This window comes from Leptotrichia buccalis C-1013-b (genome assembly GCF_000023905.1).
GTDB lineage: Bacteria > Fusobacteriota > Fusobacteriia > Fusobacteriales > Leptotrichiaceae > Leptotrichia > Leptotrichia buccalis.
The window spans coordinates 295,173-317,412 of record NC_013192.1; the positions used below are offsets into that span (position 1 = coordinate 295,173).

The following is a 22,240-nucleotide window of genomic DNA, read 5'->3' on the forward strand; positions in this document are numbered from 1 at the left end:
AAAACTCCTAACTCTAATTTTTTCAGTTTAACTTTTTTTCTAAATTAATTTGTAAAAAAAAACTGTTTCAAACATTTTACTATTTGAAACAATTTTTAAATTCTAATTTCCTAATTAATACTATCTAATTGTTTATCTGCATATTCATGTGCAAGTTCCAATCTTACACGTTCTTTTGAATTTTCAAATGTTGCTTGTGCAAATGGTATTTCTGAAGTTTTTGCGATTAAATAGTACCCTGTCGCATCATTTCTTTCAAGAATTCCATCTATTTTTAATGCAAAAATTTGATTCATTAATTCATCATTTTTTCCAATTCCTGGAATTGCGTCAGTTTTAACTAATTTTTTGAATCTTTCTTTAACACTGAAGTTGTATTTATCTTGTTTTTCCGCATTATCCCATGTTACTTTTTTACTTTCGATTTCAGCTTTTAAATTTTGAACTTTTTTGATGACTTTTTGTTTTGAAGCTTCAGATATAGTTGGTGTTATTAAAATATGGCTAACTTTAGCAACATTGTCATTTTTTGGATCTTTACTCTGAATATAAATAATGTGGTAACCAAATTGAGTTTTTATAGGTCCTACAATATCTCCCGCTTTACCGTTCTTAACAGCGTTTGCAAATTCTGGAACAAGTTGTGACAAGTCAGCTGTTTCTCCTAAACTTCCACCATTTTTAGCTGATTCTGGATCTTTTGAAAATTCTTTTGCTTTAGCTGCAAAATTATCTTTAGTTGTTGTTTTCATAATTTCATCAGCTTGTTTTTTAGCTCCTTCAAAATCACTTTCACCTGCCTGATATTCTTCTCCAATTACATAACCGCCAATACTATTTTGAGTATTGTAACTATCCCTTTTTGCATTAAATCTAGCTTGTAATGTGGCATCATCAGGTTTGTAGCTGTCTATTAAATAATTATAATATTTTTGAGAATAATCTCTTAATTGATCTACACCTATTAAATCAGGATCAGCCTTTATTCCTGCTGCTTTTGCTTTTTCAGAAATTTTTACAAATTTATCTAGATTTTTTTTCAAAGTTGTCTTTAATTCATTTACTAATTTATCTGAGTAGCCTTGTTGTGTTTGTGAAACAGAATTTATAATTTGCTCATTTACTGCTTCATTTGTATATTTATATTCTCCATTTTGTGCTACAACAGCTTTTACTTTAGTATACATATTCTCGAAATTTTTATCTTTGAATACGATTTTAGTTTTTTCTTTAGCTTTTGCAAGATATGAGTTTAAAATCATAATATTCTTATCTTGTGTCATAGTTTCTTTTATTTGATCTTTTACATCATCAAAATCTTGATTTGCAAAGGATTGAGTGTATTTATTTCTTTCGTAGGCTTTCTTTATTTCTTCTTCTGTAATTTTATCATTTGAAAATATTTTTTCTCTCATTTTTTCTATAATTTTCTGATCTTTTATTGTTTGTTTAAATGATGAAACATTATATCCTACTGATCTTAAATATTCCCCAAACTCTTTTTTTCCAAGCTTTGACTGTTTTCTATAATTTTCGAATTCTTTATTGACATCAGATCCACTAACTTTTATTCCCAAGTTTTTGGCTGATGAAAGTAAGATTTCCTTATTAATTATAAGTTGTAAAACATATTCGTTTACTAAATCATCAGGAACACTTTTTATATTTCCTGAATTTGTTCCTACTTGTGCCAATTGTTGTATTTTTTGTTGAGTTATTTCATTTAGTTCGTTTTTCAATGAATAACTTTCTCTTTCAAAGTCATCACGGTAAATTTTTATTCCATTGACTGTTGCAATTACTTCCCTATGATTTAATGCTCCAAAAACGTTATTTTTCAAAAATAATATTCCTGAAATAAGCATTCCTATTCCGAATATTCCCATCATAATAGCAGAAGCGAGCTGAATTCCTTTTTTGTGACTTCTAAATCCCATTATTTATCTTCCTTTCTATTTTTTTAATCATTTTAATATTATAGCATATAATACACTATTTTTCTATTAGTTTTTCAACAAATCTTATCAATTTAGATAAAAATAAAAGTTGCTTCAGTATTAATAAAGATTTTCTTATTAACACTAAAACAACTTGAATTTTTAATTAATAGTAAAATTTAGCAAATATCTTTTAAATCCTTAGTTACAAATATTTTGAAAAGTTTTAATTATCGTGTATTGATTTCCCCATCTATCTGGATTAGAACACTGTGAATATTAGGGAAATTTTTTAATATTGTATTTGTCACTGCTTGAGAAAATCCGTTAAATAGTTCAGGATTTTTTTTCAGATTCGCAAATTGTGCATTTAATTTTACAACTGTAGTATTTACATTGTCAATTCTAAGATTATAGGCACTTCTAAATTTCATGTCTTCTGTAATATAATTTGAATTTCTGATAATTCCATTTATAAAATCGCCTTCTATTAGGTTCATTTGACGAGGAACCACAATTTCTCTTTCATTAATTATTTTTGTAGAAGGATCATATACGAAGATGGAAATTCTGTTTTGTACTTCATCATCTTTTTGTCTTTCCTGCACTAGATTTTTATTTACAACTACCTGTATCTTATCACTGTGGTCTATATCATAATAATATGTTGCAACTACTCCAGCTGTTATCAAAAAAAGCAATAGCACGAAAAGATTTTTACCAAAAGAACCTTTTTGCTTTTTAGAGTTTTCTTGTTTTATTTTTTCTTTTTCTGGCATAAATTTCTCCTATTTTTGATAATAGTATTCAAATTCCCTAAAATAAATTTATATAAATCTGTAGTTTAAATATAACAGTTAGTTTCAAGCTAAATATCTGAAATAGTAAATTACCAAACTTTAATAAATTATTATTCAGATACTATTTATTTAAAATATTTTCTTATTGCATCCCCAATAACAGCTGCTGTTCTTTCTTGATCATCTGGTGATAAAAATTTAGATAAATCAGAATAATTGTTCATAAATCCTAATTCTACTAATATTGATGGTGAGTTACTTCCACGAAGTACAGCAAAGTTTGCTCCCAGTACACCTCTTCTTCTAAGTCCAGTAAGATTTATCAATCCATCTAAAACTGCTCCTGCAACAGCCTGACTTGTTTTTTGATTTTTCTTGTAAAAAATATCGTTTAAAATAAAATCAGAAAATGGAGTATCTCCATAACTTGAATCAACTTTATTTTCAAATTTTGCTACTTGTGCAGCATAATTATTTTGGTCTTTCTTATTAAAATAATAAACTTCTGTTCCATTTGCTGATGAACTTGAGCCTGAATTTAAATGAATACTTATAAAGAAATCTGCATTTGCATCATTTCCAATTTTTGCTCTTGTATCTAATGGTACAAAGAAATCCGAATCTCTTGTCATTATAACATTGTAATCACGTCTTAAATTATTAGCTAGTCTTGTTGCTACTTGTAATGCTATATCTTTTTCATTATAACCATTTCCACGTGCTCCTGAATCGTGTCCTCCGTGTCCTGGATCTACTACTATTGTGTATCTTTTATTTATTTTTTTAGTATTATTTGCAGGTATTTTTGGATTTTGAACTTGTGTCTGCTGTTGGTTATTTGGTTGTTTAGTAATATTAGTATTGCTTGGTTGTTTTTTTGTTGTTCCGTATCTTGATGTACTTGAAGATCTATTTGGTGTCACTAATTTTGAAGATTCGCTATTAAGTGTCACTTGAAATTCCTTGTTTCTGCTTATAACTTGATAAGTTACAGATGGTTTTAAATATATATATACTACTACGAGGTTATTGTTCTGAACTGTATACACTTTGCTTATGTATTGGTCATTTCTGTTAATAAATGCTGGTACATTTCTTCCCATTTCACTGTCTGTAAAACTTATCATTAGCACATCTTCTGTTCCTACTTTTGTAATTGAAGCACTCGGCATAATTTGACTATTTTCTTTAAATGTTCCTATAATCTTTCCATTACTGTACGATATATTTTCTAAAGTTCCAGAAAATGTAATTGCACTGATGAAAAGTAATAAAAATAATAATATCTTTTTCATTTTTCCTCCTATTTTTTTATTTTTCAATGTATACTTAAATTATTTTAAAAATATACTTTAAGATTTTAAAATTACACAAATTTATAAATTTGAAATTTAGATTTAAATTGTTTTTTAGACTATTATTTTTTTTCTATTCTGTCAATAGCGGATTTTAAGACTGTCATTCTTGCATTTTTGTCAATTTTCATTTCTACAGTTTCTGTAAAAATGTTTACAAGTGTTCCTTGTATACCGCCAACTGTCGTTATTTTATCTCCTACTTTTAGGCTTTCCAATAATGCTGCTTTTTGTTTCTTTTTTTTATTGTTTGAAAGCATCGTTGGTAAAATTAATACTGCCATAAAAACAATGTAAATTAATATTACTACTATTGAATTTTTATCCATTTTTATTTCGTATAGTAAAATTCTCAATTAATTTTTAAACTGAAATTTTAACTTTATACATTCCTCCTTCTTTATTTTAAAATCAATTTTAATTATACCACAATTTAAGTTATGTTTCAATTTCAAAAAGATTATTTTTTAGTTTTTTGTATATTTAAACTTTTTTTATTCAATATTTATAAAAAAATGACTATCTCAAAAAATTAATTTCGAGACAGCCATTTTCGTGATTAAAATGAAAAAATTATTTTTAGTTAACTAAAATAAATTAGTTATTTTAAGTTAGGTTATTTTTCTGAGATAGCATCTACTCCTGGTAATACTTTTCCTTCCAAATATTCAAGCGATGCTCCTCCTCCAGTTGAGATGTGTGAGAATTTGTCAGCAAATCCTAATTGAATAGCTGCTGCTGCTGAATCTCCACCACCGATAATCGTTTTAGCTCCAGATAATTCTGCGATTGCTTTACATACACCAATTGTCCCTTTTGCGAAGTTTTCCATTTCAAATACTCCCATTGGACCATTCCACACTACTGTTTTTGCACCAACTAGAGCGTCTGAGAATAATTTGATAGATGCTTCTCCTATATCTAATCCCATCCATCCATCTTCAATGTCATCTACAGAAACTGTTTTAAATTCTGTATCATTTTTAAATTCTTTTGCTACTACTGTATCAATTGGCAATAACAATTCAACATTTTTTTCTTTAGCTTTTTTGATTAATGAAGCGGCTAATTCCACTTTATCAGCTTCTAACAATGAAGAACCTGTGTTTTTACCTTCAGCTTTCAAGAAAGTAAACATCATTCCACCACCGATGATTACTTTGTCAGCTTTATCTAATAAGTTTTCAATTACACCAATTTTATCAGAAACTTTTGCTCCACCTAAAATAGCAACTAATGGTCTTTCAGGATTGTCAACTGCTCCACCGATAAATTCGATTTCTTTTTCTACTAGGAATCCAACTGCAGAATCTTTAATGTTTGAAGCGATTCCTACATTTGAAGCATGTGCTCTATGTGCAGTTCCAAATGCGTCGTTTACAAAAACGTCTCCAAGTGATGCCCAATATTTTCCTAATTCAGGATCATTTTTAGATTCTTTTTTACCGTCTAAGTCTTCAAACCTAGTGTTTTCAAACATTAAGATTTCTCCATCTTTTAATTCGGCAACTGCTGCTTCTAATTCCGCTCCTCTTGTTTCAGGAATAAATTTAACAGGTTTACCTAAAAGTTCTTCTAATCTTTTTGCAACTGGTGCTAAAGTTTTTGATGCTTTATCAGCTTCTTCTTTTACTTTTCCTAAGTGAGAAAATGCGATTACTTTTCCACCATTTTCTAAAATATATTTTAAAGTTGGAAGTGCTGCTGTAATTCTATTATCATTTGTAATAACTCCATCTTTTATTGGTACATTGAAGTCAACTCTTACTAATACTTTTTTACCTTTTACATCTAAATCTTTTAACGTTTTTTTAGCCATTCTGTTATATCCTCCTAAATTTATTTATAAAATCTTTTCTTCCTACTTGAATTATACCACTCTTTAACTTGATTTTCAAGTTATTTAGCAAACAATCTTAAAAATATATTTTATTTTATTTTTATCAACATCTAATATTTTTTTTAATGGCTTTGGATTTTCACAATGTTCTAAAATTGCCTTCTCAAACCAAGTGACTCCTATCCATTTTCCAAATTTATATCCAGCATTTTTAAAAATTCCAACTTTATTAAAGCCCAAGTATTCGTGCAGTTTATCGCTATTTTCATTGGGATAAGTTACACAGCCGTAAACATTTACGACATTTTGTAATTTCAATATTTCCATTAGCATTTTATATAATTTTTTTCCAATTCCATTTCCAGAATAATTTTCATTAGTATAAATAGACAATTCCGCATCCCACTGATATGCAGCCCTGCTCCAAACTCTGTGTGCATAAGCATAGCCAATAATTTTTTTATCATATTCGCAAACAATGTAAGGATATTCCTCCAAAATTTTCATGATTCTTTCTTTAAATTCCTTTACAGAAGGGACTTCATATTCAAAAGTAATAGTTGTATTTTCAACATAAGGTCTATAAATTTCTAAAATTTCTTTTGCATCATTTTCAGTTGCAAATCTAAAAATTAAATCTTCATTTTTTAACTTCATCAATTCTTTTTCCATTCTAAATTTTTAAAAAAAAATTCATTATTTCTTATAATTTTCCACAAATTCTCCCACAGACAAAACTTTTCCACCTATTTCCATTTCCTTAGCCAAATCACTAATATAAGGCTGTTTTACCATGCTTTTCTCCAATGTATCGAATTGCCAAAAAATATCACGTTTATCTCCATCAGCAATAACTTTTCCATTTGTCATTACAATTACCCTGTCAAAATTTTTTACTACAAATTCCATATCATGAGTTATTGTAATAATTGTCTTCCCTTGCTTTTGAAGTTCGTCAATCAAATTATGCAAAACTCTCATTCCTCTAAAATCCTGCCCTGCTGTCGGCTCATCCATCACAATAACGTCTGATCCCATTGCAATTACTGCGGCTATTGTAACAAATTTTCTCAAGGAATACGGTAAATTGTATGGATTTTCCTTTTGATATTTTTCAAGCTCTGTTAATTTTATAGCGTTTTCCACCATTGTTTTTATTTCATCAGGAGAATATTTTAGTTTTTTTGCTCCAAAGGCTATTTCATCGTAAACATTGTTATGAAATATCTGATCCATCGGATTTTGAAAGACATATCCGACTTTTCGGCTCATTTTGGCAACCGTATATTTCTTTGTATTCCAGTCATCTACAACAACATCTCCGCTTACTGGCTTTAAAAGTCCATTCAACATTTTTACCATCGTTGTTTTCCCAGCGCCATTTTGCCCAATAATCGCAACTTTCTCCCCTTTTTTAACTTCAAGAGAAACATCATTAAGCACATTTTCAGTTCCATTCGGATATTTAAAACTCAAATTTTTTACAGTAATAAAACTCATAGTTTTGTCTCCTTTAAAAATTTTATTAAACAATTATCTTCAATAATTATTTTATTGTTCCAGCTCTTCTTTTTTTCTCTTCATGTATTCTGTAACTGTTCTAAAACTAAAAAAAGCCCCAAATATTATAAAAGTTATTGATACTACTAATAAATTTTTATAAAAAAACCGTTGATTAAAAACTTCATTTAACGAATTAAAAAACTCTGCTGTAAATTTTGTTTTCTCAGTTGAACTTATAAAATATGCCAGTTCAGTCACATTTCCAAGATAAATTGTTATAATTGCTGGAATATATGCGAGAAAAAGGGCTGACAGCAATTCTTTATTTGACGGCTCTTTCTTTTCTTTTGGTGCAAATCTGCTTTTATTCTTATCCTTTTCATTTTCAAAATTTTTTTTATCATATCTGTTTAATCCGTATGTCCAGCCACTACATATCCCTAGAAAAATCAGCGCTTCAAAAAAAGGTATATATTTATTAACAAATATTTTAAAAAGACAGTATAGACAATAAACAATTGTCATCACAAAAAATAACAAAATAATTCCTAATAAACCTGACAAGTATCTTTTCATCAAAATTTCCCTTTCTCACTTTCTAAATTTTCTTATTTTCTAATAGAATTTAGGATATTTTTTATCAAAATTTTCTATCAAGTTTTTTAATAAAATTTCCTGATAAATTACTGTATTTTTAGCTTCAATTTCAAGAATCGTATTCTTTTTCAAATCACTTACTGTAATTGTGCCGATTTCAAATTCAATATTATAATTTTCCCAATCATAAATCTCATTATCAAATGTTACAGACTTATTCGATACTTGTATTTTAGGTGAACTTTCAAAAATCTGAGTCAATTCCTGCAATCCTTCTTCGCTTGAAAATAAAAATTTGTTTTTCACAAAACCTTGATTTTGAAATGGAAAAATCTCAACTCCGCCACTTTCAATATTTTTTACTGCTTTTGAAAAATTTTTTTCTAAAAAACATTTTTGAAATACTGAAAATAAGTCATAATCATACCCGCTTCCGTCTATCTTTTTCCAATTACCGCCATCAGGTCTATACAAAATTTTAGAAAACTTCTTCATTTGAAATAATCTATTATCCTTAAAGAGAAAATATTTTAAATTTTCATAATACACTTTCTCTTTTTTGAAAATAAAATAATCATCATAAAATTCTATATTAGGAAATTTATTTTTGTAATAAAAAACAAACAATCCATTTAATAAGATAAATAGTATAAATAAAACTATTGAAGTTGAAACAGAAGATACGTTAAAGCCTTTTTCCATTTCTTTTGTTACTGAGAAAAGCAATATTATATCCAAAAATATCAAAATTCCTAAAATTTGTATTCTTGGTTTGGAATAAAATATAGTCCAGTCTATTTTTATAATTTTTTTCAGTTTTCCTTCTTTCATAAAATCCCTTTCTCTTCCAATAACTTTCTATAAATCTCAAAATTTTCATTTTCAAAACATACAAAATTTACTTTTTCTATAAAATCATTTTTCTCCAAATATTCTATCACAGCATTAATAGCCGTTTTTGCAGCTAAATCTTTTGGAAATCTGTACACTCCTGTCGAGATATTTGGAAAGGAAATATTTTTCAGTTTATTTTTTTCAGCCAATTCTAAACTTGAAATATAGGCATTTTTTAACAATTTTTCTGCAAACAATTTTGCTTCATTATTTTTTCCTGACTGCCAGACAGGCCCAACTGTGTGAATTACATTTTTGAAAGACATGTTTCCTGCTCTTGTAATAACAGCTTCCCCAATGTTGCATTTCCCTTGAGAAGCACGTATTTTCATACAATCTTCTGTTATTTCCTTTCCGCCTTTTCTATGAATTGCACCATCAACGCCGCTGCCTCCAAGCAAGGAAGAATTTGCGGCATTGACAATCACATCGGCAGGATATTCGGTAATATCGCCTTTTACAAGTACGATTCTATTTTTCAAATCTTTTGGTTTCATAATTTTTCCTTTTAAATAAATATTTTTAAGATTTGCTTAACAATTTTTATTTTTTATTACTTTATTTTTTCAATAATTCCACTGTCTTTTCCTTGGTTATAGGAATTTCTTCAAACTCAACTTTTCTCGCTTTTTCAAGTTCATAGGCAAGTATAGAATATTGTGTCATACCAATTTCCTTTTCCAGCAAAATTTTATTATTTAAAACTTCTTCCGCTTTTCCACTCAAAATTATTTCCCCTTCATCAAGGACAAGTATATTTTGAGCATATTCTGCTATTAATTCCAATTTATGCTCAACCAAAATAATTGTCTTTCCTTCATTTGCCATTAAATTTATAATTTTGAAAATATCTTCTGTTCCTTTTGGATCAAGCTGTGAAGTTGGCTCGTCAATAACTAGAATATCAGGATCCATTGCGATAATTGAGGCAAGTGCCACTCTTTGCTTTTGTCCGCCAGACAAATCGTAAGGGTTTCTTTCACGCAATTTTTCAATTTCAAGCAATTTCAATATTTTTTCAACTTTGGAAATTATCTCTTCTTTTTCTAAACCCAGATTTTCAAGTCCATAAGCAATTTCTTCAAAAACAGTATCTTTAACCCCGCTAATCTGTGTAAATGGATTCTGAAATACAAACCCAATTTTCTGCACAAGTTCCTTTTGAGAATAATCTTTCAGTTCTTTATCTTCCAGCGTTATTTTTCCTGTCAGTTCCCCTTTATAAAAATCAGGAACAAACCGCCTCAACATATTGCAAAACGTCGTTTTCCCGCTCCCATTTTTTCCAATTACAGCCCAAAATTCGCCTTTTTTTATCTCGATATTAATATTTTTCAAAGCTTGTTTATCTTCAAGCGGATATTTGTAGTTCACATTTTCTATTTTGAAATAACCCATAAAACCCTCCACACAATACATAGCACTATAAAAATAGCCAGCATAATTTTCATTATTTTATCATTTTTTGTTTCTTCTATATCATACAATATTGTTCTCTTTTCTCCAATCGAAAATCCACGTGCTTCAAGCATAATTGCCCGTTCCTCAGTATTAGCAATTGAAGAAAGTACAAGCGGAATAAAAACAGGAATAAGCGCTTTTGCCCTGACAAAGACATTTCCTTCAGTTTCAACTCCTCTTGCCTTTTGTGAATCCATAATGACATTTGCCTGTTTTTTCATTTCAGGTATCATTTGCAAAGTAAGCATCAAAATAAATGCAGCTTTTGGATTTAATCCTTTTTTTTCAAGTGCGAGCGTAAAAGTTTTGACAGGAGTTATTAAAGTCAACATTGTCAAAGCAGAAACAACAGCTGTCAGTTTAGAAGTCAAATTTACGGCTTTCATAACGCCTTCCTTGTAAATCGAGATAAAACCAAATTTCATCCACACTTCACCTGATGGCAGAAAAATACTTTGAATAATGAATATCGCTGTAAAAAGCCAGAATAAGCTAAAAAATATTCTTTTGCAGTAAACTTTTGACTTATTTTCAAGAGAAACAATAATTCCACAGATTATTATCATTGAATAGCCGTAAATATAGCTTGGGACAATAAATGCTGATAGTATCAGCGTTAAAGATAAAAATAATTTTGTTAATGGATAAAGCTGTTTAAAAAAATCTTTTTTCATAATTTATTTATCTTCCTTAATATAATTTTCCCCATATTTAAATTTTACTAAATATCTTGGAGACATAGCTTTAATTATCGCCATTGCAACTATTGCCGTTATTATTTTATCAGTTGTTTCTGTAATAAAATTTGTACTAAAAACAGCTGTCCATATATTCTGACCTGTCGCTAAGAAAAATGTAGTTATTCCAAATGTAGAATTTCCTGTATTTCCACCATAAACTAGAACTATTATTGGTGCAGATACAACTATCGCAATAAATACAAGACAAAATGCACATACAAATGTTTTTGTTACAATATTCTTCATTTTAAATCTTGCCAAAAATCCCATACCAAGTGCCATAATTATAGCCACTGGCATAAATGCAAAATATTCAGGAGAAAAACTTCCAGTAATCAGACTTGTAATAACAGCTGTTACCATTCCCACCCAAGGCCCTGCTATAAGGCTAATAAATACTGTCCCAATCGAATCTAGAAATATTGGCACTTGCAATAATTTTGCAATCCCAAATCCTGTAAAATTAATAGCTACCGCTACGGGTATCAACAAACTTGACATTAAAGAAAAATCCTCTTTTAAACTTTTCATTTTTCTGCCTCCTTAAAATTTTATTTACTATATTTTAAAACATATTTGTCAATATTTCAACCTTTGGAGAAAAATTTTGTTATTTTTTTAACAATCATATTAAATACGTATTTTATAAAATAAATTATCAAGCAATTTATAATATAAAAATCAGAAGTACCTTTTTATACTTCTGAAAATGGTTATTATAATTTTTTTATTTTTATTTACCATGCAGAGTTTATTAGAACTTCTTCTCCATAGCCACCATTCATTTTTTGTGGATTTGTAGAGTTGTAAGCTCTTTGAACTCTGATTCCTCTGATTCCTAACTCTCTTGCAGCTAGGATATCGTCATCGCTGTCACCGTAGTGGATGGAAACATTGTGTTTTTTGATGTAGAATGATTTGTCATATTTGTAGCCACCTGTTGGTGTATCGGCTGTGTATTCTACGTAAACTTCTTTTGGCAGTTCAAAGTATCTTTGCAATGTTTTAGAAAGTTTTGTAGAAGTGTAGTTTTTATCTTTTGAATGTTTTGTTCTTCCTGTGATGAAAAATACGTTGTCTCCTCTTTCCAAGTGCATTTTGATTAAATCTTTTGCAGATTGTTTTGGAATTGAGTGTTCATCTCCATTTTCAGCTACATAATCCCAGAATTTCTGGTTATAAAGATAACTTACGGCACCTCTCTTATCTCCTGGAATTTGGAAATAATGTTGTCCGTAGATAAAATATCCGCTTGAATGAAGCAATGTGTCATCAATATCAAAACTTACATTAATTGGACCTTTACCCTCCAAACTTTTCTTAATATCATCAACAGAGACAAAATGAACAGCTTTTTGAACTTTATCTGTTGAATAAAATCCCTCATGAGTATAAGGAACCTTTGGTCCTGCTGCAAATACTACAGATGCAGCAAATAAAAATAATAATGCTTTTTTCATAACATTCCTCCTATATATTTTTTATTGATTAATTATCGTTAGAGTTTTAAGAATTTCTCTATCCTTATCATTTAAAGGTCTATAGTTCCATCTTGTAAATGTTCTGTTTTCATCATCAAAATAATCTTTTAAAACAACATCTCCAACTTTAAGCCCTTTATAAAATTCTTTTTCACCAGGTCTATATTCGCCGTATTCTCCTAATCTGTCATAATTATAGTCATCTTGAGAATACTTTGATAATCCCCAGTAAACTTTGTTGTTTTTTCCATATTTGTCATCATGTTCAAAAGTATAAAATCCATTTTTATCTAAAGTCAATTTTTCAGGTTTACTGATAATCACAGGAGTAAGCCCTTCAAATACTGAATGATTTTCAATTTTTTGAACAAAAGCAGGTGCTTTGGAAAATTTTTTATCAACAACTTGATTATAAAAATAGTCTTTATCCATATCAGCTTTTTGAATATAATAATCGTTTCCTTGTTTGGTAATTTTTATAAAAGTCCAGTAATTTCTCCATTCTCCAATAATATTGTCCATTTCTGAATTTTTTTCTGTACTATTTGTTTTTCCCGCTGTTTCTTTTTGAATATTTGGTAAATTGTTTGAAAATGATATTGTTGAACTCATGATTATGGCTGCTGTTAAAATAATTTTTTTCACTATTATTACTCCTTATTCTTTAATTTTATTTAAATCGTAGCATATTAAAGTAAGATTATACTTTATATTTTTTATTTATTAACTTATAATCTTAAAAAAGAAACTAAAATATCTATATAATATTTAAAAAATTCTTAAAATGTATTATAAACAGAAAAAGCTGAGAGAAATCCCAGCTTGTTAATAATCAAAAGGATTAGCTTTACTAAATTTTACAATTTGAATGTTTTGAATATTAATAAAGATTTTATTCTTAGGAAATATTTTGTTAAAGCTGTGATGAGGGGCTATTATTTTCCTCGATTTTGAACATCTTTTTCTATTTCTAGTTTCCAGCTTTCGTCTAAATATCCTGCTCTTACTCCGTCTATTGCTTTTTCTACTGCTCTGTAGTTGTTTTGAGTTCCGATGCTGTCAGATTTGTATTGTACGGCTCTTGATTTTTTTATTCCTAGATTTTCTGCTGTTCCTATTGCATCTATATTTGCTCCTAAGAATATAAATTCCCATTTTTCATTTTTATTTTGTGCTTCTATTAGTCTTCTTACTGTAGTTAAGTTGTATTCTTTACTTGCATTTTCCATTCCGTCAGTAATTATTACGAATAAAACTTTTTTTGCTTTGTCTTTGCTGCTTAATCTTGCCTGTTCAGATTTTACTTGTGAAATAGTTCTTCCAATTGCGTCTAAAAGGGCAGTAGTTCCACCTGGAGAATATTCTTTTTCAGTTAGCGGTTTTACTTCTGATATTGAAGTATGGCTGTATAATAATTTATATTCATTGTCAAATAGAACGGTTGTAACATACGTGTTTCTATTTTTCGCTTTTTTCTGTTTTTCCAGCATTGAATTGAATCCTCCAATTGTGTCGGATTCTAATCCGCCCATTGAACCGCTTTTATCCAGAATAAATATAAGTTCCATTTTTTCCTGATTTTTTTTGATAGTAGTTTTTTTTGTTTTTGGAGCAGGGATAATGGACAGACTTAAAAGCAGAAAAATAACTAAGTTAAAAATTTTTTTCATTTTAATTCATTCCTTTCGTTTTTTATAATATTTATTACAAACTCCTTCTAATAATAGTGTACCTGAAAAAGTTAAAAATTTCAATAAGATAATTACAAAAATTTAATTTTGGCAAGTAAAAAACGAAATATAAATAATAATTGACAAAACCGACAAAACGTTATATTATATAAAAATGACTTGGAAGTCAATTTTATTTGTTAGGCGGGAGATGTTTGGAAAGAAAAAAAGGGAAAAAAAATCAGAAAAGAAAAAAAATATTAGATAAGGCATGGGAATTGTTTAGGAAAAATGGGTATGAAGAAACGAAAGTGGAAGATATCACTAGGGAACTGGGAGTTTCAAAAGGGAGCTTTTATACTTATTTTAAGACAAAAGATGAAGTTCTGTATGAAATTTTGGAAAGAATAAAAAAAGAAAATGAGGAAAGAATTAGTAAAATTAATGTTAATCAGGAGCCTAGTAAAATTCTGGAAGATTATGTTATCAGTAAAATGAATTATATTGTTAAACTTCTCAATAATATGAAAATAAGCAGTATTAATAGAAATCTTTCAAATTCAAAACTAAAAAACTTTTTTGAAGAATTGAAAAAAGTATCAATTGAATTTATAAAAAAAAATATTGTTGAAAAATTTAACAAAATAAATGGAAATAAGTATAATTTGGAAATTATATCCGAATTTGTATATTTGGCGATAGAAGAATTTTTATACAATGAGTTTGTTTTGAAAAATTTTAAAAATTTAGAAAGTAGCGACTTTATAAATATTGAAAATACTGATGAATTTGAAAATTCATTGAAGGAAGTAATAAAATTTATAAATAATGCATTCAAATAAATTTAGGAAGGAAAAACAAAAGATGAACAAAAATAGAATAAAACTGCTAACGGCATTATTACTTTTACTATCTGGAATTTCCAGTTTTGCACAAAAAATTACGATACAGGAAGCTGCAGAAATGGCAGTAAAAAACAATAAGGACATCAAGGTAGGAATGCTGGAAGTGGAACAGGGACAGATTGATGTGGACAGAAGCTGGAAAAAGAAATTTTTTACAGTAAGCTACAATGCTTCGGCAAATGCGCATTTTAAAGATATTTTGACTAAAAATGTCTTGACCAAGACAGGAGAATCATATCAGCATTATGTATCGTTATCACAGCCAATTTATACAGGCGGAAAATTAAAATTGGGAAATGAAATAAGTAAGGATAATTTGAAATTAGCCGAGCTAAAATTGGATAAAACTAAAAAAGATACGATTTTAAGTACAGTTCAAGCATATATTGATGTTTACGACGCAATCAGTACACTTGGAGTATTACAAAAATCGAAAGAAGCATTAGATGAAAATTATAAAATTCAGACGGAAAAATATAATTTGAGAATGGTTACAAAACCTGAATACAGAGAAGCGGAACGTGGCGTAAAAGATATGGAAGCGCAAATTGTACAGCAACAGGGAAATATTGAAATTGCAAAGGAATCTTTGGGAATATTAATTGGAATACCAGATTCAAAAAATATTGAAATAGTTCCATTTGGAGTAGAAGATAATTTTACTAAGACAGTTGACTTAAAACAAGACTTGGAAAAATTGCAAACTTTGAATACAGAATATAAGATTGCACAAAAGCAGATTGACATTACGAAAAAGAATGTAAAATTAGAAAAAGCTAGCTTTATGCCGACAATCAACGGAACAATAAACTATGGAGCATTAAATGCAAAAAATAAGCCAAAAAAATTATTTGAAACAAAAGAGTTTACATCAGTAGCAGGGGTAACATTCTCTTGGGATATTTTTGACTGGGGAAGAAGAAAGGACAATGTAAAATATGCCGAAAAAACTCAGGAGATTTCTGAAGTTAAGTCAGAACAGACACTAGATCTTGTTAAAGCAAATATGAGAAAAACATATTATCAGCTTCAGGCATTGGAAAAAAGTTTGGAAGCATTGAAAGTTGCAGTGGAAAAAGCTGAAGAGACTTATGAACTGGAAAAGGAAAGATACAAATATAACTTAATTACAATGAATAATTTGCTGGATGCAGAGGCAAAACTAAGATTAAGCCGAGTAAATTATGCAAACTCCAAATTAAAATACTACTATCTAGTATCACAGTATGGGGCATTTTTAGATTAATTTAAAAAATAAAAGCAGGAGGAAAATAATGAAAATGAAGTTATATAATAAAAAAATTATAGTAGGGCTGGCAATACTTGCGATGCTTGCAATATCTTGCGGAAAGAAAAAAACTCAGGCAATTGACAATTCAAGACCAGTAAAAGTACAAATTATTGGACAAAATTCAATTTCTTTGGGATATAAAGCGAGCGGAACTTTGAAAGGAATTGAAGAAGTCCCATATACAGCTACTTCTTCTGGAGAAATAGTTGTAATAAATGCAAAAAACGGTGATAATGTCAGAGCAGGGCAAGTCATAGTTTCAATTGACAACCAGACTGCTAGATCAAATGTGAAAAGAGCAGCTTCAACTGTAAATACAGCTTCATCAAATATCAATTCATCATCGGCAGCATTGGAAGAAGCTAGAATTAATTATGAAAAATACGCTATGTTGTATGAAAAAAGACTTGTAACAGAAACTGAATATCTAAATGCAAAAACTCAGTATAATTCAGCAAAAGCCAACCTGAATGCTTCAAAAAATAATTTAAGTTCTGCACGTGCAGAACTGGATTCAGCAAACGACACAAATAGAAAAACGGTTGTAAAAACTAATACAACAGGAACTATTGCACATATGAATTTGGAACTGCATCAGCAAACTTCAGCAGGAAATCAATTATTTACTGTAATAAATGAAGGGGAAATGCAGCTGGAAGTTGGAGTTTCACCTGAAATAATTAGCAAAATTCATGTTGGAACGCAAGCCAAAGTAAAAATTGATGAACTAAAAGGGGAAGAATTGACGGGAACTGTGTATGAAGTAGCTGCAGCAGCAAATTCATCAAGTAGACAATTTACAGTAAAAATCAAAATTCCTAATTCAAACAGAAGGCTAAAAAGTGGAATGTATGGAACTGCAAGTATAGATACAGGAGCTGAAGACGGATTAATTATTCCTAAAAAAGCTATTGTCGTAAAAGGTGTGGAACAAGTAGTTTACATTGTTAGAAATGGGAAGGCAGTTGCAATTCCTATAAAAATAACTAATCAGAATGAAGAAATGGCAGCAGTTACTGGAAATGGATTAACAGCTGGAATAGAATTGATAGTTGATGGACAGAATGTTGTTCAGAATGATGAAAAAATAAGAAGAGTACAATAGTTTTTTATTTAATTTTTAGAGTATAATGTTTTTTAAGTCAGTCAGATAAATTTTGAAATTTTTTATTTTTCAAATTTATTTGGCTGTATTTTAGAAATTAAGTATAAAAAAATTAATTTAAAGATTCTATAAAAATTAAAGAAATAAATTAAGGAGAAGCAAAAAATGACAGTAGCAGAATTTGCGACGAAAAGAGTCGTTTCTACAACGATGATATTATTATTTATGATTTTTTCAGGATTCATGACTATGCGTTCGATGAAGAAGGAATTGATACCTGATTTTAAGTTTCCAATGGTAGTTATCAGTACGAGCTGGACAGGAGCCGCTTCTGAAGATGTAAAAACTCAGATTTCTAAAAAAATAGAAGATGCGGCACTAAATGTTGATGGGATTAAGAATATTTCAACAAGTTCAACTTATGGAAATTCAAATGTTATAGTTGAGTTTAATTTTGGTACAGATACTGATATAAAGCAGGTGCAAATACAATCAGAAATTGATAAAATAAAAAGAGATTTACCAAGTGACGCAAACGATCCAGTTGTTTCAAAAATGAATATGGCTGGAGGAAATTCAGATATGGCACTAATGGTTGCAATAAGAGGCGGAGACGAGGCTACGATTACTTCTTTTATAGAGGAAACGTTAAAACCTAGACTTAAGAGAAACAGAGGTGTCGGTGATATATCAGTATTTGGAAATGCCACAAGGCAAATAAAAGTGAAACTGGATCCATACAGATTGCAGGCGTACAATTTGTCTCCAAGTGAAATATATGCAAAAATTCAAGCAGCTAATACAATTGTTCCAGGCGGAACGGTAAAAGATGGCAGCAAGGAATTTATACTGAAAGTTGACGGTGAATTAAAAACGTTGGAACAAATACAGAATATTATTATTTCCAATAAAGATAATCAGGTAGTCAGATTGAATGATGTGGCGACGGTTGAATACGGAACAAAGGATAAAACGTCTTATTCTAAATATGATGGACAAGATATGATTTCAGTTATGATTCAGAAAAGTAAGGATGGAAATCTAGTTGAAATTGCAAGTATAGCAAGAAAAGCTCTAGAAGAAATGAAACCTTTATTTCCATCGGGAACAAGCTATGAAATAATAACTGATAACAGTATAAGAGTAAAAGAGGCAATATCTAATGTGACAAGTACGGGTCTTCAAGCGCTGGTCATAACAATAATAGTGCTGCTGGTCTTTTTGAAAGATTTAAGAGCGGCACTTGTTGTTGGAATGTCGATACCAATATCAGCGATGTTTACGTTCTTTCTACTAGGTACACAGGGAATTACGTTAAATATGATTTCGCTTATGGGGTTGGCACTTGCGATTGGATCGTTGGTGGATAATGCGGTAGTTACGTTAGACAATATATTTGATCATATTCAGTTAAATAAGGAACCGGCAATGGTGGCGGCTATTCGAGGGACAAATGAGGTAATACTTCCAATGATAGCGTCAACAGCAACTTCAGTTTGTGTATTTTTACCAATAGTCTTATTTCCAGGATTTGCAAAGGAAGTCTTTTCAGGAATTTCTTTTTCAATGATGTTTGCACTATCTACTTCAATTGTTGTGGCAATGCTGTTTATCCCGATGGCTTCGAGTATATTTTTAAATATTGAGAAAATATCAGGGGCTGCAGGAAAAGCACATAGATTTAATGCGTTTAGAGACAAATACAAGGAGCTTGTAAAAAAAGCGTTGGAAAATAGAAAAGTTGTCATAATTGGGATAGCAGTTCTATTTGTTGTGGTAGTTTTTGGACTTGGAAAAACTGTAAAAAGTGCATTTTTCCCGACGATTGACAATAATGAATATTCAGTGGTGGCATCACTTTCTACTGGACTGGATGTGGAAGTGGCACACGAAATTTCTAAACAAATGGAACAGATAGTAAAAGAAGACCCTGTAACTAAAAATTATACAACGATAGTAAATGCTCAGGCGGCAATAGTAAATGTTGATGTAAAAAAAGATACGATGAAGGCTATGGAACGAGTGCGTCAAAAAATGAGCAATATTCCAAACGTTACAATTGCAGTGTCACCGCAGAAGGCTGGAGGACGTGCAGTTTCAAAGGATTATTCATTCCAAGTTGAAGGAGATAATGCTGAAGAAATCAATAGAATTGCCAATGCGATTATGGCAGATATGAAGCAGCAGAGCTGGTTCAAGGATGTAAAATCATCATCGGAAGGCGGATATCCACAGGCACAGCTGGAAGTAGACAGAGTAAAGGCAGAAAGTTATGGACTGAGTGTTACAGATATCACTAGAATGTTAAATCAGACAGTTTTAGGAGTAGATCCAATAGAAGTAACTCAAGATACTGAAACATTAAAAGTTTATATGGAATTTGAAGACGAGTATAAAAATTCGCTTGAAAAAATATTGAATATAATGATAAAAACTAGCACAGGACAATTTGTAAGGCTGGGAGATATAGCGACAATGAAGGAAGTGGAAGGAGCGGCTTCAATTGAGACTTATAATGGAGCTCAAATCGTAACAGTCGGTGCAAATATGGACAAATCCAAGGGACTGAATGACGCCGCTTCTTTTGTAAATGCTTCGTTCCAAAAAACTAATCCAGCGGCAGGATACAAAATAGCTCCAGCAGGAAATGCACAAAGCCAGAAGGAAATGGGTGGAGAAATTATGAATGCGCTGGCATTGTCAATAGTTCTTATCTATATCGTGCTGGCAGTACAGCTGGAATCATTTGTATTACCGCTAATAATGATGTTGGCATTGCCATTGTCAATGATTGGAGTAATATTTGGACTGGCAGTAACAAGGATACAGCTCAGCATGTTCGTTATGATCGGGATTCTTATGCTGTTTGGGATGGCGGTTAATAATGCCATCGTGCTGTTGGATTTCGTGTCGGGATTACGGCAAAAAGGCATGGAAATTCGAGAGGCTCTAGTGGAAGCAGCAGGTTCAAGACTTCGTCCAATACTTATGACAACACTTACAACGGTACTTGGATGGATTCCAATGGTATTTTCAAGTAAAGGAAGTTCAGGTTATTATCAAGGAATGGCGGTAGCAGTTATGTTTGGACTGTCGTTCTGTACACTCTTGACTTTATTCTTTATACCAGTAGCTTATTCAATTGTTGAAGAAAGAAAGGAAAAAAGACAGAAAGCGAAGGAAGAAAAAAGAAGAGCAAAAAAAATAAATGAAAGAAATTAAAAAATACAATTTTAAATAAAATAGAAAAGAGGTGCTTTTTTGAAAAGAGTTGAGATATACTTTGATTCTTACTTTATTGATAAAATAAAAGAAGAAATGAAAGAATATGGGATTGAGCAATATATTATTATTCCACAAGTATACAGCCGCTGGAGCAGAACATTAAAACATTTTAACAATCACGTCTGGCCTGGAACTGACAGTGTTTTGATAACATATCTGGAGGACAGGCAGGCAAAGGAAATTATGAGGCTTATAAAAATAATGAAAATAGATTTAGGAAAATCAATTTCAATGGGAGCAGCCATGTTACCAGTTGATGACATTATTTTATAATTTAACATCAGCTAGAAAAACTGTCCATATTTTCAAGTATAAGGGGTTGGGACACTTGATTACAGGTGTCCTGATTTTTAAAAAATTTGAATCAAATTAAAAATTTTTAGTTTTTAATATCGTTCTTGAAAAAAATGTGTTAAAATATATAGTATTTTAAAATTGAATTTAAAAGGAGAAAGATGTAATGAATATTGAAAATGAAAAAAATGTTGAGATAAAAGTTGTAGGAATAGGTAAAACAGGGAACAGCGCCCTAAATGAAATAATAAAAGCTGTAGAAGCGGATTTTGTGGCAGTTAGTGAGAAACAGGAAAATTTGGACTTATCGGAGGCTGGGATAAAAATATTAGTAGCTGAAGATTTTGAGAAAAAAATTCAAAAAGCGCTGGAAAATACTGATATGCTATTTATTTTAGCAGAAACAGATGAAGTGGAAAATGTAAAAATATCTACAGCTGTTGCTAAAATAGCGCAATCACTTGATATATTAACTATATCAATAATAGCCGCTCCTTCTGAAGCAGAATTTGCAAAAACTGGAAAAGCGGAATTAAAACAGTTTGCAGATATTGTAATTACAGTACCAACTGAAAAAATATCTGAAGAAATAAATAAAATTTTTATAAAAAATATAAAAGTGATAGAGGATATAATACGAGAACGAGGAATTGTCAATCTTGATTTTGCAGATGTTAATAGTATGTTAAAAAATGGAGGAACAGCTGTATTAGGATATGGAATAGCTGCTGGAGAAAATAAAGAGGAAGTTGTTGTTAAACAGGTATTAAATGAAATTTTAGAAAAGTCCATAAAAAACGCCAGAAAAATATTAATGAATATTCTAGCGGGACCAGAAATTGGATTAGATGAACTAAGTAAAATAACTAGAGCACTTGAAAAAGAGCTAGAAGCTGACGAAGCCTCTATAGTGTGGGCATATGCTATGAAACCTGATATGGAAGGAACAGTAAGTATAACATTAATAGCAACAGATTTTAGTGATGAATAGTAGTCTTTATAAAATAAAAAAGTATCAATTTCCCCTGCAGTTCTTTAATGAACAAAGCTACGGTTTATGCAGGGCTTTTTTATTTCATAGA

22 protein-coding genes are annotated in these 22,240 nt (G+C 30.0%); 6 read left to right on the plus strand and 16 right to left on the minus strand.

The genetic code is table 11. The annotated features are described in order from the left end of the window. Positions 1-110 precede the first annotated feature (110 nt). The 16 genes from LEBU_RS01505 to LEBU_RS01580 all read right to left on the minus strand — a co-directional run bounded on the left by LEBU_RS01505 (position 111) and on the right by LEBU_RS01580 (position 14,278). Entirely contained in the window at positions 111-1,937 is a 1,827-nt protein-coding gene (locus LEBU_RS01505; RefSeq protein ID WP_012806399.1) for a peptidylprolyl isomerase, read from the minus strand. Positions 1,938-2,167: 230 nt separating this feature from the next. Then, on the minus strand, positions 2,168-2,716 hold the full coding sequence (locus LEBU_RS01510) for a chemotaxis protein (protein ID WP_012806400.1): 549 nt from the start codon (positions 2,714-2,716) through the stop codon (positions 2,168-2,170). Positions 2,717-2,862: 146 nt separating this feature from the next. After that, positions 2,863-4,032 carry an N-acetylmuramoyl-L-alanine amidase family protein gene (locus LEBU_RS01515; RefSeq protein ID WP_012806401.1) on the minus strand — a complete coding sequence of 390 codons (1,170 nt, stop codon included), beginning with the start codon at positions 4,030-4,032 and terminating at the stop codon, positions 2,863-2,865. Between the two features lie 122 nt (positions 4,033-4,154). Next, a complete protein-coding gene (gene yajC / locus LEBU_RS01520; RefSeq protein WP_012806402.1) occupies positions 4,155-4,421 on the minus strand; it encodes a preprotein translocase subunit YajC in 267 nt (88 codons plus the stop codon). Positions 4,422-4,708: 287 nt separating this feature from the next. Next, positions 4,709-5,911, minus strand: coding sequence for a phosphoglycerate kinase (locus tag LEBU_RS01525; RefSeq protein WP_012806403.1), 1,203 nt, complete (start codon positions 5,909-5,911; stop codon positions 4,709-4,711). Between the two features lie 84 nt (positions 5,912-5,995). Beyond that, positions 5,996-6,589, minus strand: coding sequence for a GNAT family N-acetyltransferase (locus LEBU_RS01530; protein ID WP_012806404.1), 594 nt, complete (start codon positions 6,587-6,589; stop codon positions 5,996-5,998). A gap of 39 nt (positions 6,590-6,628) precedes the next feature. Next, positions 6,629-7,432, minus strand: a complete 804-nt coding sequence (locus tag LEBU_RS01535) for an energy-coupling factor ABC transporter ATP-binding protein (RefSeq protein WP_012806405.1) — start codon at positions 7,430-7,432, stop codon at positions 6,629-6,631. Between the two features lie 51 nt (positions 7,433-7,483). Then, the gene (locus LEBU_RS01540; RefSeq protein ID WP_012806406.1) at positions 7,484-8,011 is read right to left on the minus strand and encodes a hypothetical protein; all 528 of its coding nucleotides are present in this window, start codon (positions 8,009-8,011) and stop codon (positions 7,484-7,486) included. A gap of 39 nt (positions 8,012-8,050) precedes the next feature. After that, a complete protein-coding gene (locus LEBU_RS01545; protein WP_012806407.1) occupies positions 8,051-8,863 on the minus strand; it encodes a hypothetical protein in 813 nt (270 codons plus the stop codon). Beyond that, on the minus strand, positions 8,860-9,423 hold the full coding sequence (locus tag LEBU_RS01550) for a macro domain-containing protein (RefSeq protein ID WP_012806408.1): 564 nt from the start codon (positions 9,421-9,423) through the stop codon (positions 8,860-8,862). The genes LEBU_RS01545 and LEBU_RS01550 overlap by 4 nt, the downstream gene beginning before the upstream one ends. 61 nt (positions 9,424-9,484) lie before the next feature. Continuing rightward, the gene (locus LEBU_RS01555; RefSeq protein ID WP_012806409.1) at positions 9,485-10,324 is read right to left on the minus strand and encodes an energy-coupling factor ABC transporter ATP-binding protein; all 840 of its coding nucleotides are present in this window, start codon (positions 10,322-10,324) and stop codon (positions 9,485-9,487) included. Beyond that, positions 10,306-11,061 (minus strand): energy-coupling factor transporter transmembrane component T, encoded by a 756-nt coding sequence (locus LEBU_RS01560; RefSeq protein WP_012806410.1) that lies wholly within the window; start codon positions 11,059-11,061, stop codon positions 10,306-10,308. The genes LEBU_RS01555 and LEBU_RS01560 overlap by 19 nt, the downstream gene beginning before the upstream one ends. A gap of 3 nt (positions 11,062-11,064) precedes the next feature. Next, the gene (locus LEBU_RS01565) at positions 11,065-11,658 is read right to left on the minus strand and encodes a histidine kinase (protein WP_012806411.1); all 594 of its coding nucleotides are present in this window, start codon (positions 11,656-11,658) and stop codon (positions 11,065-11,067) included. 206 nt (positions 11,659-11,864) lie between these two features. Further along, a complete protein-coding gene (gene aphA / locus LEBU_RS01570; RefSeq protein ID WP_012806412.1) occupies positions 11,865-12,587 on the minus strand; it encodes an acid phosphatase AphA in 723 nt (240 codons plus the stop codon). Positions 12,588-12,608: 21 nt separating this feature from the next. After that, positions 12,609-13,253 carry a hypothetical protein gene (locus LEBU_RS01575; protein ID WP_012806413.1) on the minus strand — a complete coding sequence of 215 codons (645 nt, stop codon included), beginning with the start codon at positions 13,251-13,253 and terminating at the stop codon, positions 12,609-12,611. A gap of 290 nt (positions 13,254-13,543) precedes the next feature. Next, a complete protein-coding gene (locus LEBU_RS01580) occupies positions 13,544-14,278 on the minus strand; it encodes a vWA domain-containing protein (RefSeq protein ID WP_012806414.1) in 735 nt (244 codons plus the stop codon). 215 nt (positions 14,279-14,493) lie between these two features. Here LEBU_RS01580 and LEBU_RS01585 point away from each other — a divergent pair, with 215 nt between their 5' ends. The 6 genes from LEBU_RS01585 (at position 14,494) to LEBU_RS01610 (ending at position 22,149) form a co-directional block, all read left to right on the plus strand. Then, positions 14,494-15,120, plus strand: coding sequence for a TetR/AcrR family transcriptional regulator (locus tag LEBU_RS01585; protein WP_012806415.1), 627 nt, complete (start codon positions 14,494-14,496; stop codon positions 15,118-15,120). A 22-nt stretch (positions 15,121-15,142) separates the two neighbouring features. Then, positions 15,143-16,429 carry a TolC family protein gene (locus LEBU_RS01590; RefSeq protein WP_012806416.1) on the plus strand — a complete coding sequence of 429 codons (1,287 nt, stop codon included), beginning with the start codon at positions 15,143-15,145 and terminating at the stop codon, positions 16,427-16,429. Between the two features lie 28 nt (positions 16,430-16,457). Beyond that, positions 16,458-17,579 (plus strand): efflux RND transporter periplasmic adaptor subunit, encoded by a 1,122-nt coding sequence (locus tag LEBU_RS01595; protein WP_012806417.1) that lies wholly within the window; start codon positions 16,458-16,460, stop codon positions 17,577-17,579. A 165-nt stretch (positions 17,580-17,744) separates the two neighbouring features. Then, positions 17,745-20,801 (plus strand): efflux RND transporter permease subunit, encoded by a 3,057-nt coding sequence (locus tag LEBU_RS01600; RefSeq protein WP_012806418.1) that lies wholly within the window; start codon positions 17,745-17,747, stop codon positions 20,799-20,801. 39 nt (positions 20,802-20,840) lie between these two features. Then, a complete protein-coding gene (locus LEBU_RS01605; RefSeq protein WP_012806419.1) occupies positions 20,841-21,137 on the plus strand; it encodes a PG0541 family transporter-associated protein in 297 nt (98 codons plus the stop codon). 187 nt (positions 21,138-21,324) lie between these two features. Beyond that, positions 21,325-22,149, plus strand: coding sequence for an FtsZ/tubulin family protein (locus LEBU_RS01610; protein WP_012806420.1), 825 nt, complete (start codon positions 21,325-21,327; stop codon positions 22,147-22,149). Positions 22,150-22,240 lie beyond the last annotated feature (91 nt).

Bases quoted from the DNA above. Each gene is read 5' to 3' on its own strand.
- LEBU_RS01610 (WP_012806420.1), top strand. From the start codon at position 21,325: ATGAATATTGAAAATGAAAAAAATGTTGAGATAAAAGTTGTAGGAATA.
- LEBU_RS01595 (WP_012806417.1), top strand. From the start codon at position 16,458: ATGAAAATGAAGTTATATAATAAAAAAATTATAGTAGGGCTGGCAATA.
- LEBU_RS01590 (WP_012806416.1), top strand. From the start codon at position 15,143: ATGAACAAAAATAGAATAAAACTGCTAACGGCATTATTACTTTTACTA.
- LEBU_RS01580 (WP_012806414.1), bottom strand. From the start codon at position 14,278: ATGAAAAAAATTTTTAACTTAGTTATTTTTCTGCTTTTAAGTCTGTCC.
- LEBU_RS01505 (WP_012806399.1), bottom strand. From the start codon at position 1,937: ATGGGATTTAGAAGTCACAAAAAAGGAATTCAGCTCGCTTCTGCTATT.
- aphA (WP_012806412.1), bottom strand. From the start codon at position 12,587: ATGAAAAAAGCATTATTATTTTTATTTGCTGCATCTGTAGTATTTGCA.
- yajC (WP_012806402.1), bottom strand. From the start codon at position 4,421: ATGGATAAAAATTCAATAGTAGTAATATTAATTTACATTGTTTTTATG.
- LEBU_RS01550 (WP_012806408.1), bottom strand. From the start codon at position 9,423: ATGAAACCAAAAGATTTGAAAAATAGAATCGTACTTGTAAAAGGCGAT.
- LEBU_RS01540 (WP_012806406.1), bottom strand. From the start codon at position 8,011: ATGAAAAGATACTTGTCAGGTTTATTAGGAATTATTTTGTTATTTTTT.
- LEBU_RS01555 (WP_012806409.1), bottom strand. From the start codon at position 10,324: ATGGGTTATTTCAAAATAGAAAATGTGAACTACAAATATCCGCTTGAA.
- LEBU_RS01525 (WP_012806403.1), bottom strand. From the start codon at position 5,911: ATGGCTAAAAAAACGTTAAAAGATTTAGATGTAAAAGGTAAAAAAGTA.
- LEBU_RS01565 (WP_012806411.1), bottom strand. From the start codon at position 11,658: ATGAAAAGTTTAAAAGAGGATTTTTCTTTAATGTCAAGTTTGTTGATA.
- LEBU_RS01535 (WP_012806405.1), bottom strand. From the start codon at position 7,432: ATGAGTTTTATTACTGTAAAAAATTTGAGTTTTAAATATCCGAATGGA.
- LEBU_RS01545 (WP_012806407.1), bottom strand. From the start codon at position 8,863: ATGAAAGAAGGAAAACTGAAAAAAATTATAAAAATAGACTGGACTATA.
- LEBU_RS01515 (WP_012806401.1), bottom strand. From the start codon at position 4,032: ATGAAAAAGATATTATTATTTTTATTACTTTTCATCAGTGCAATTACA.
- LEBU_RS01600 (WP_012806418.1), top strand. From the start codon at position 17,745: ATGACAGTAGCAGAATTTGCGACGAAAAGAGTCGTTTCTACAACGATG.
- LEBU_RS01530 (WP_012806404.1), bottom strand. From the start codon at position 6,589: ATGAAGTTAAAAAATGAAGATTTAATTTTTAGATTTGCAACTGAAAAT.
- LEBU_RS01560 (WP_012806410.1), bottom strand. From the start codon at position 11,061: ATGAAAAAAGATTTTTTTAAACAGCTTTATCCATTAACAAAATTATTT.
- LEBU_RS01510 (WP_012806400.1), bottom strand. From the start codon at position 2,716: ATGCCAGAAAAAGAAAAAATAAAACAAGAAAACTCTAAAAAGCAAAAA.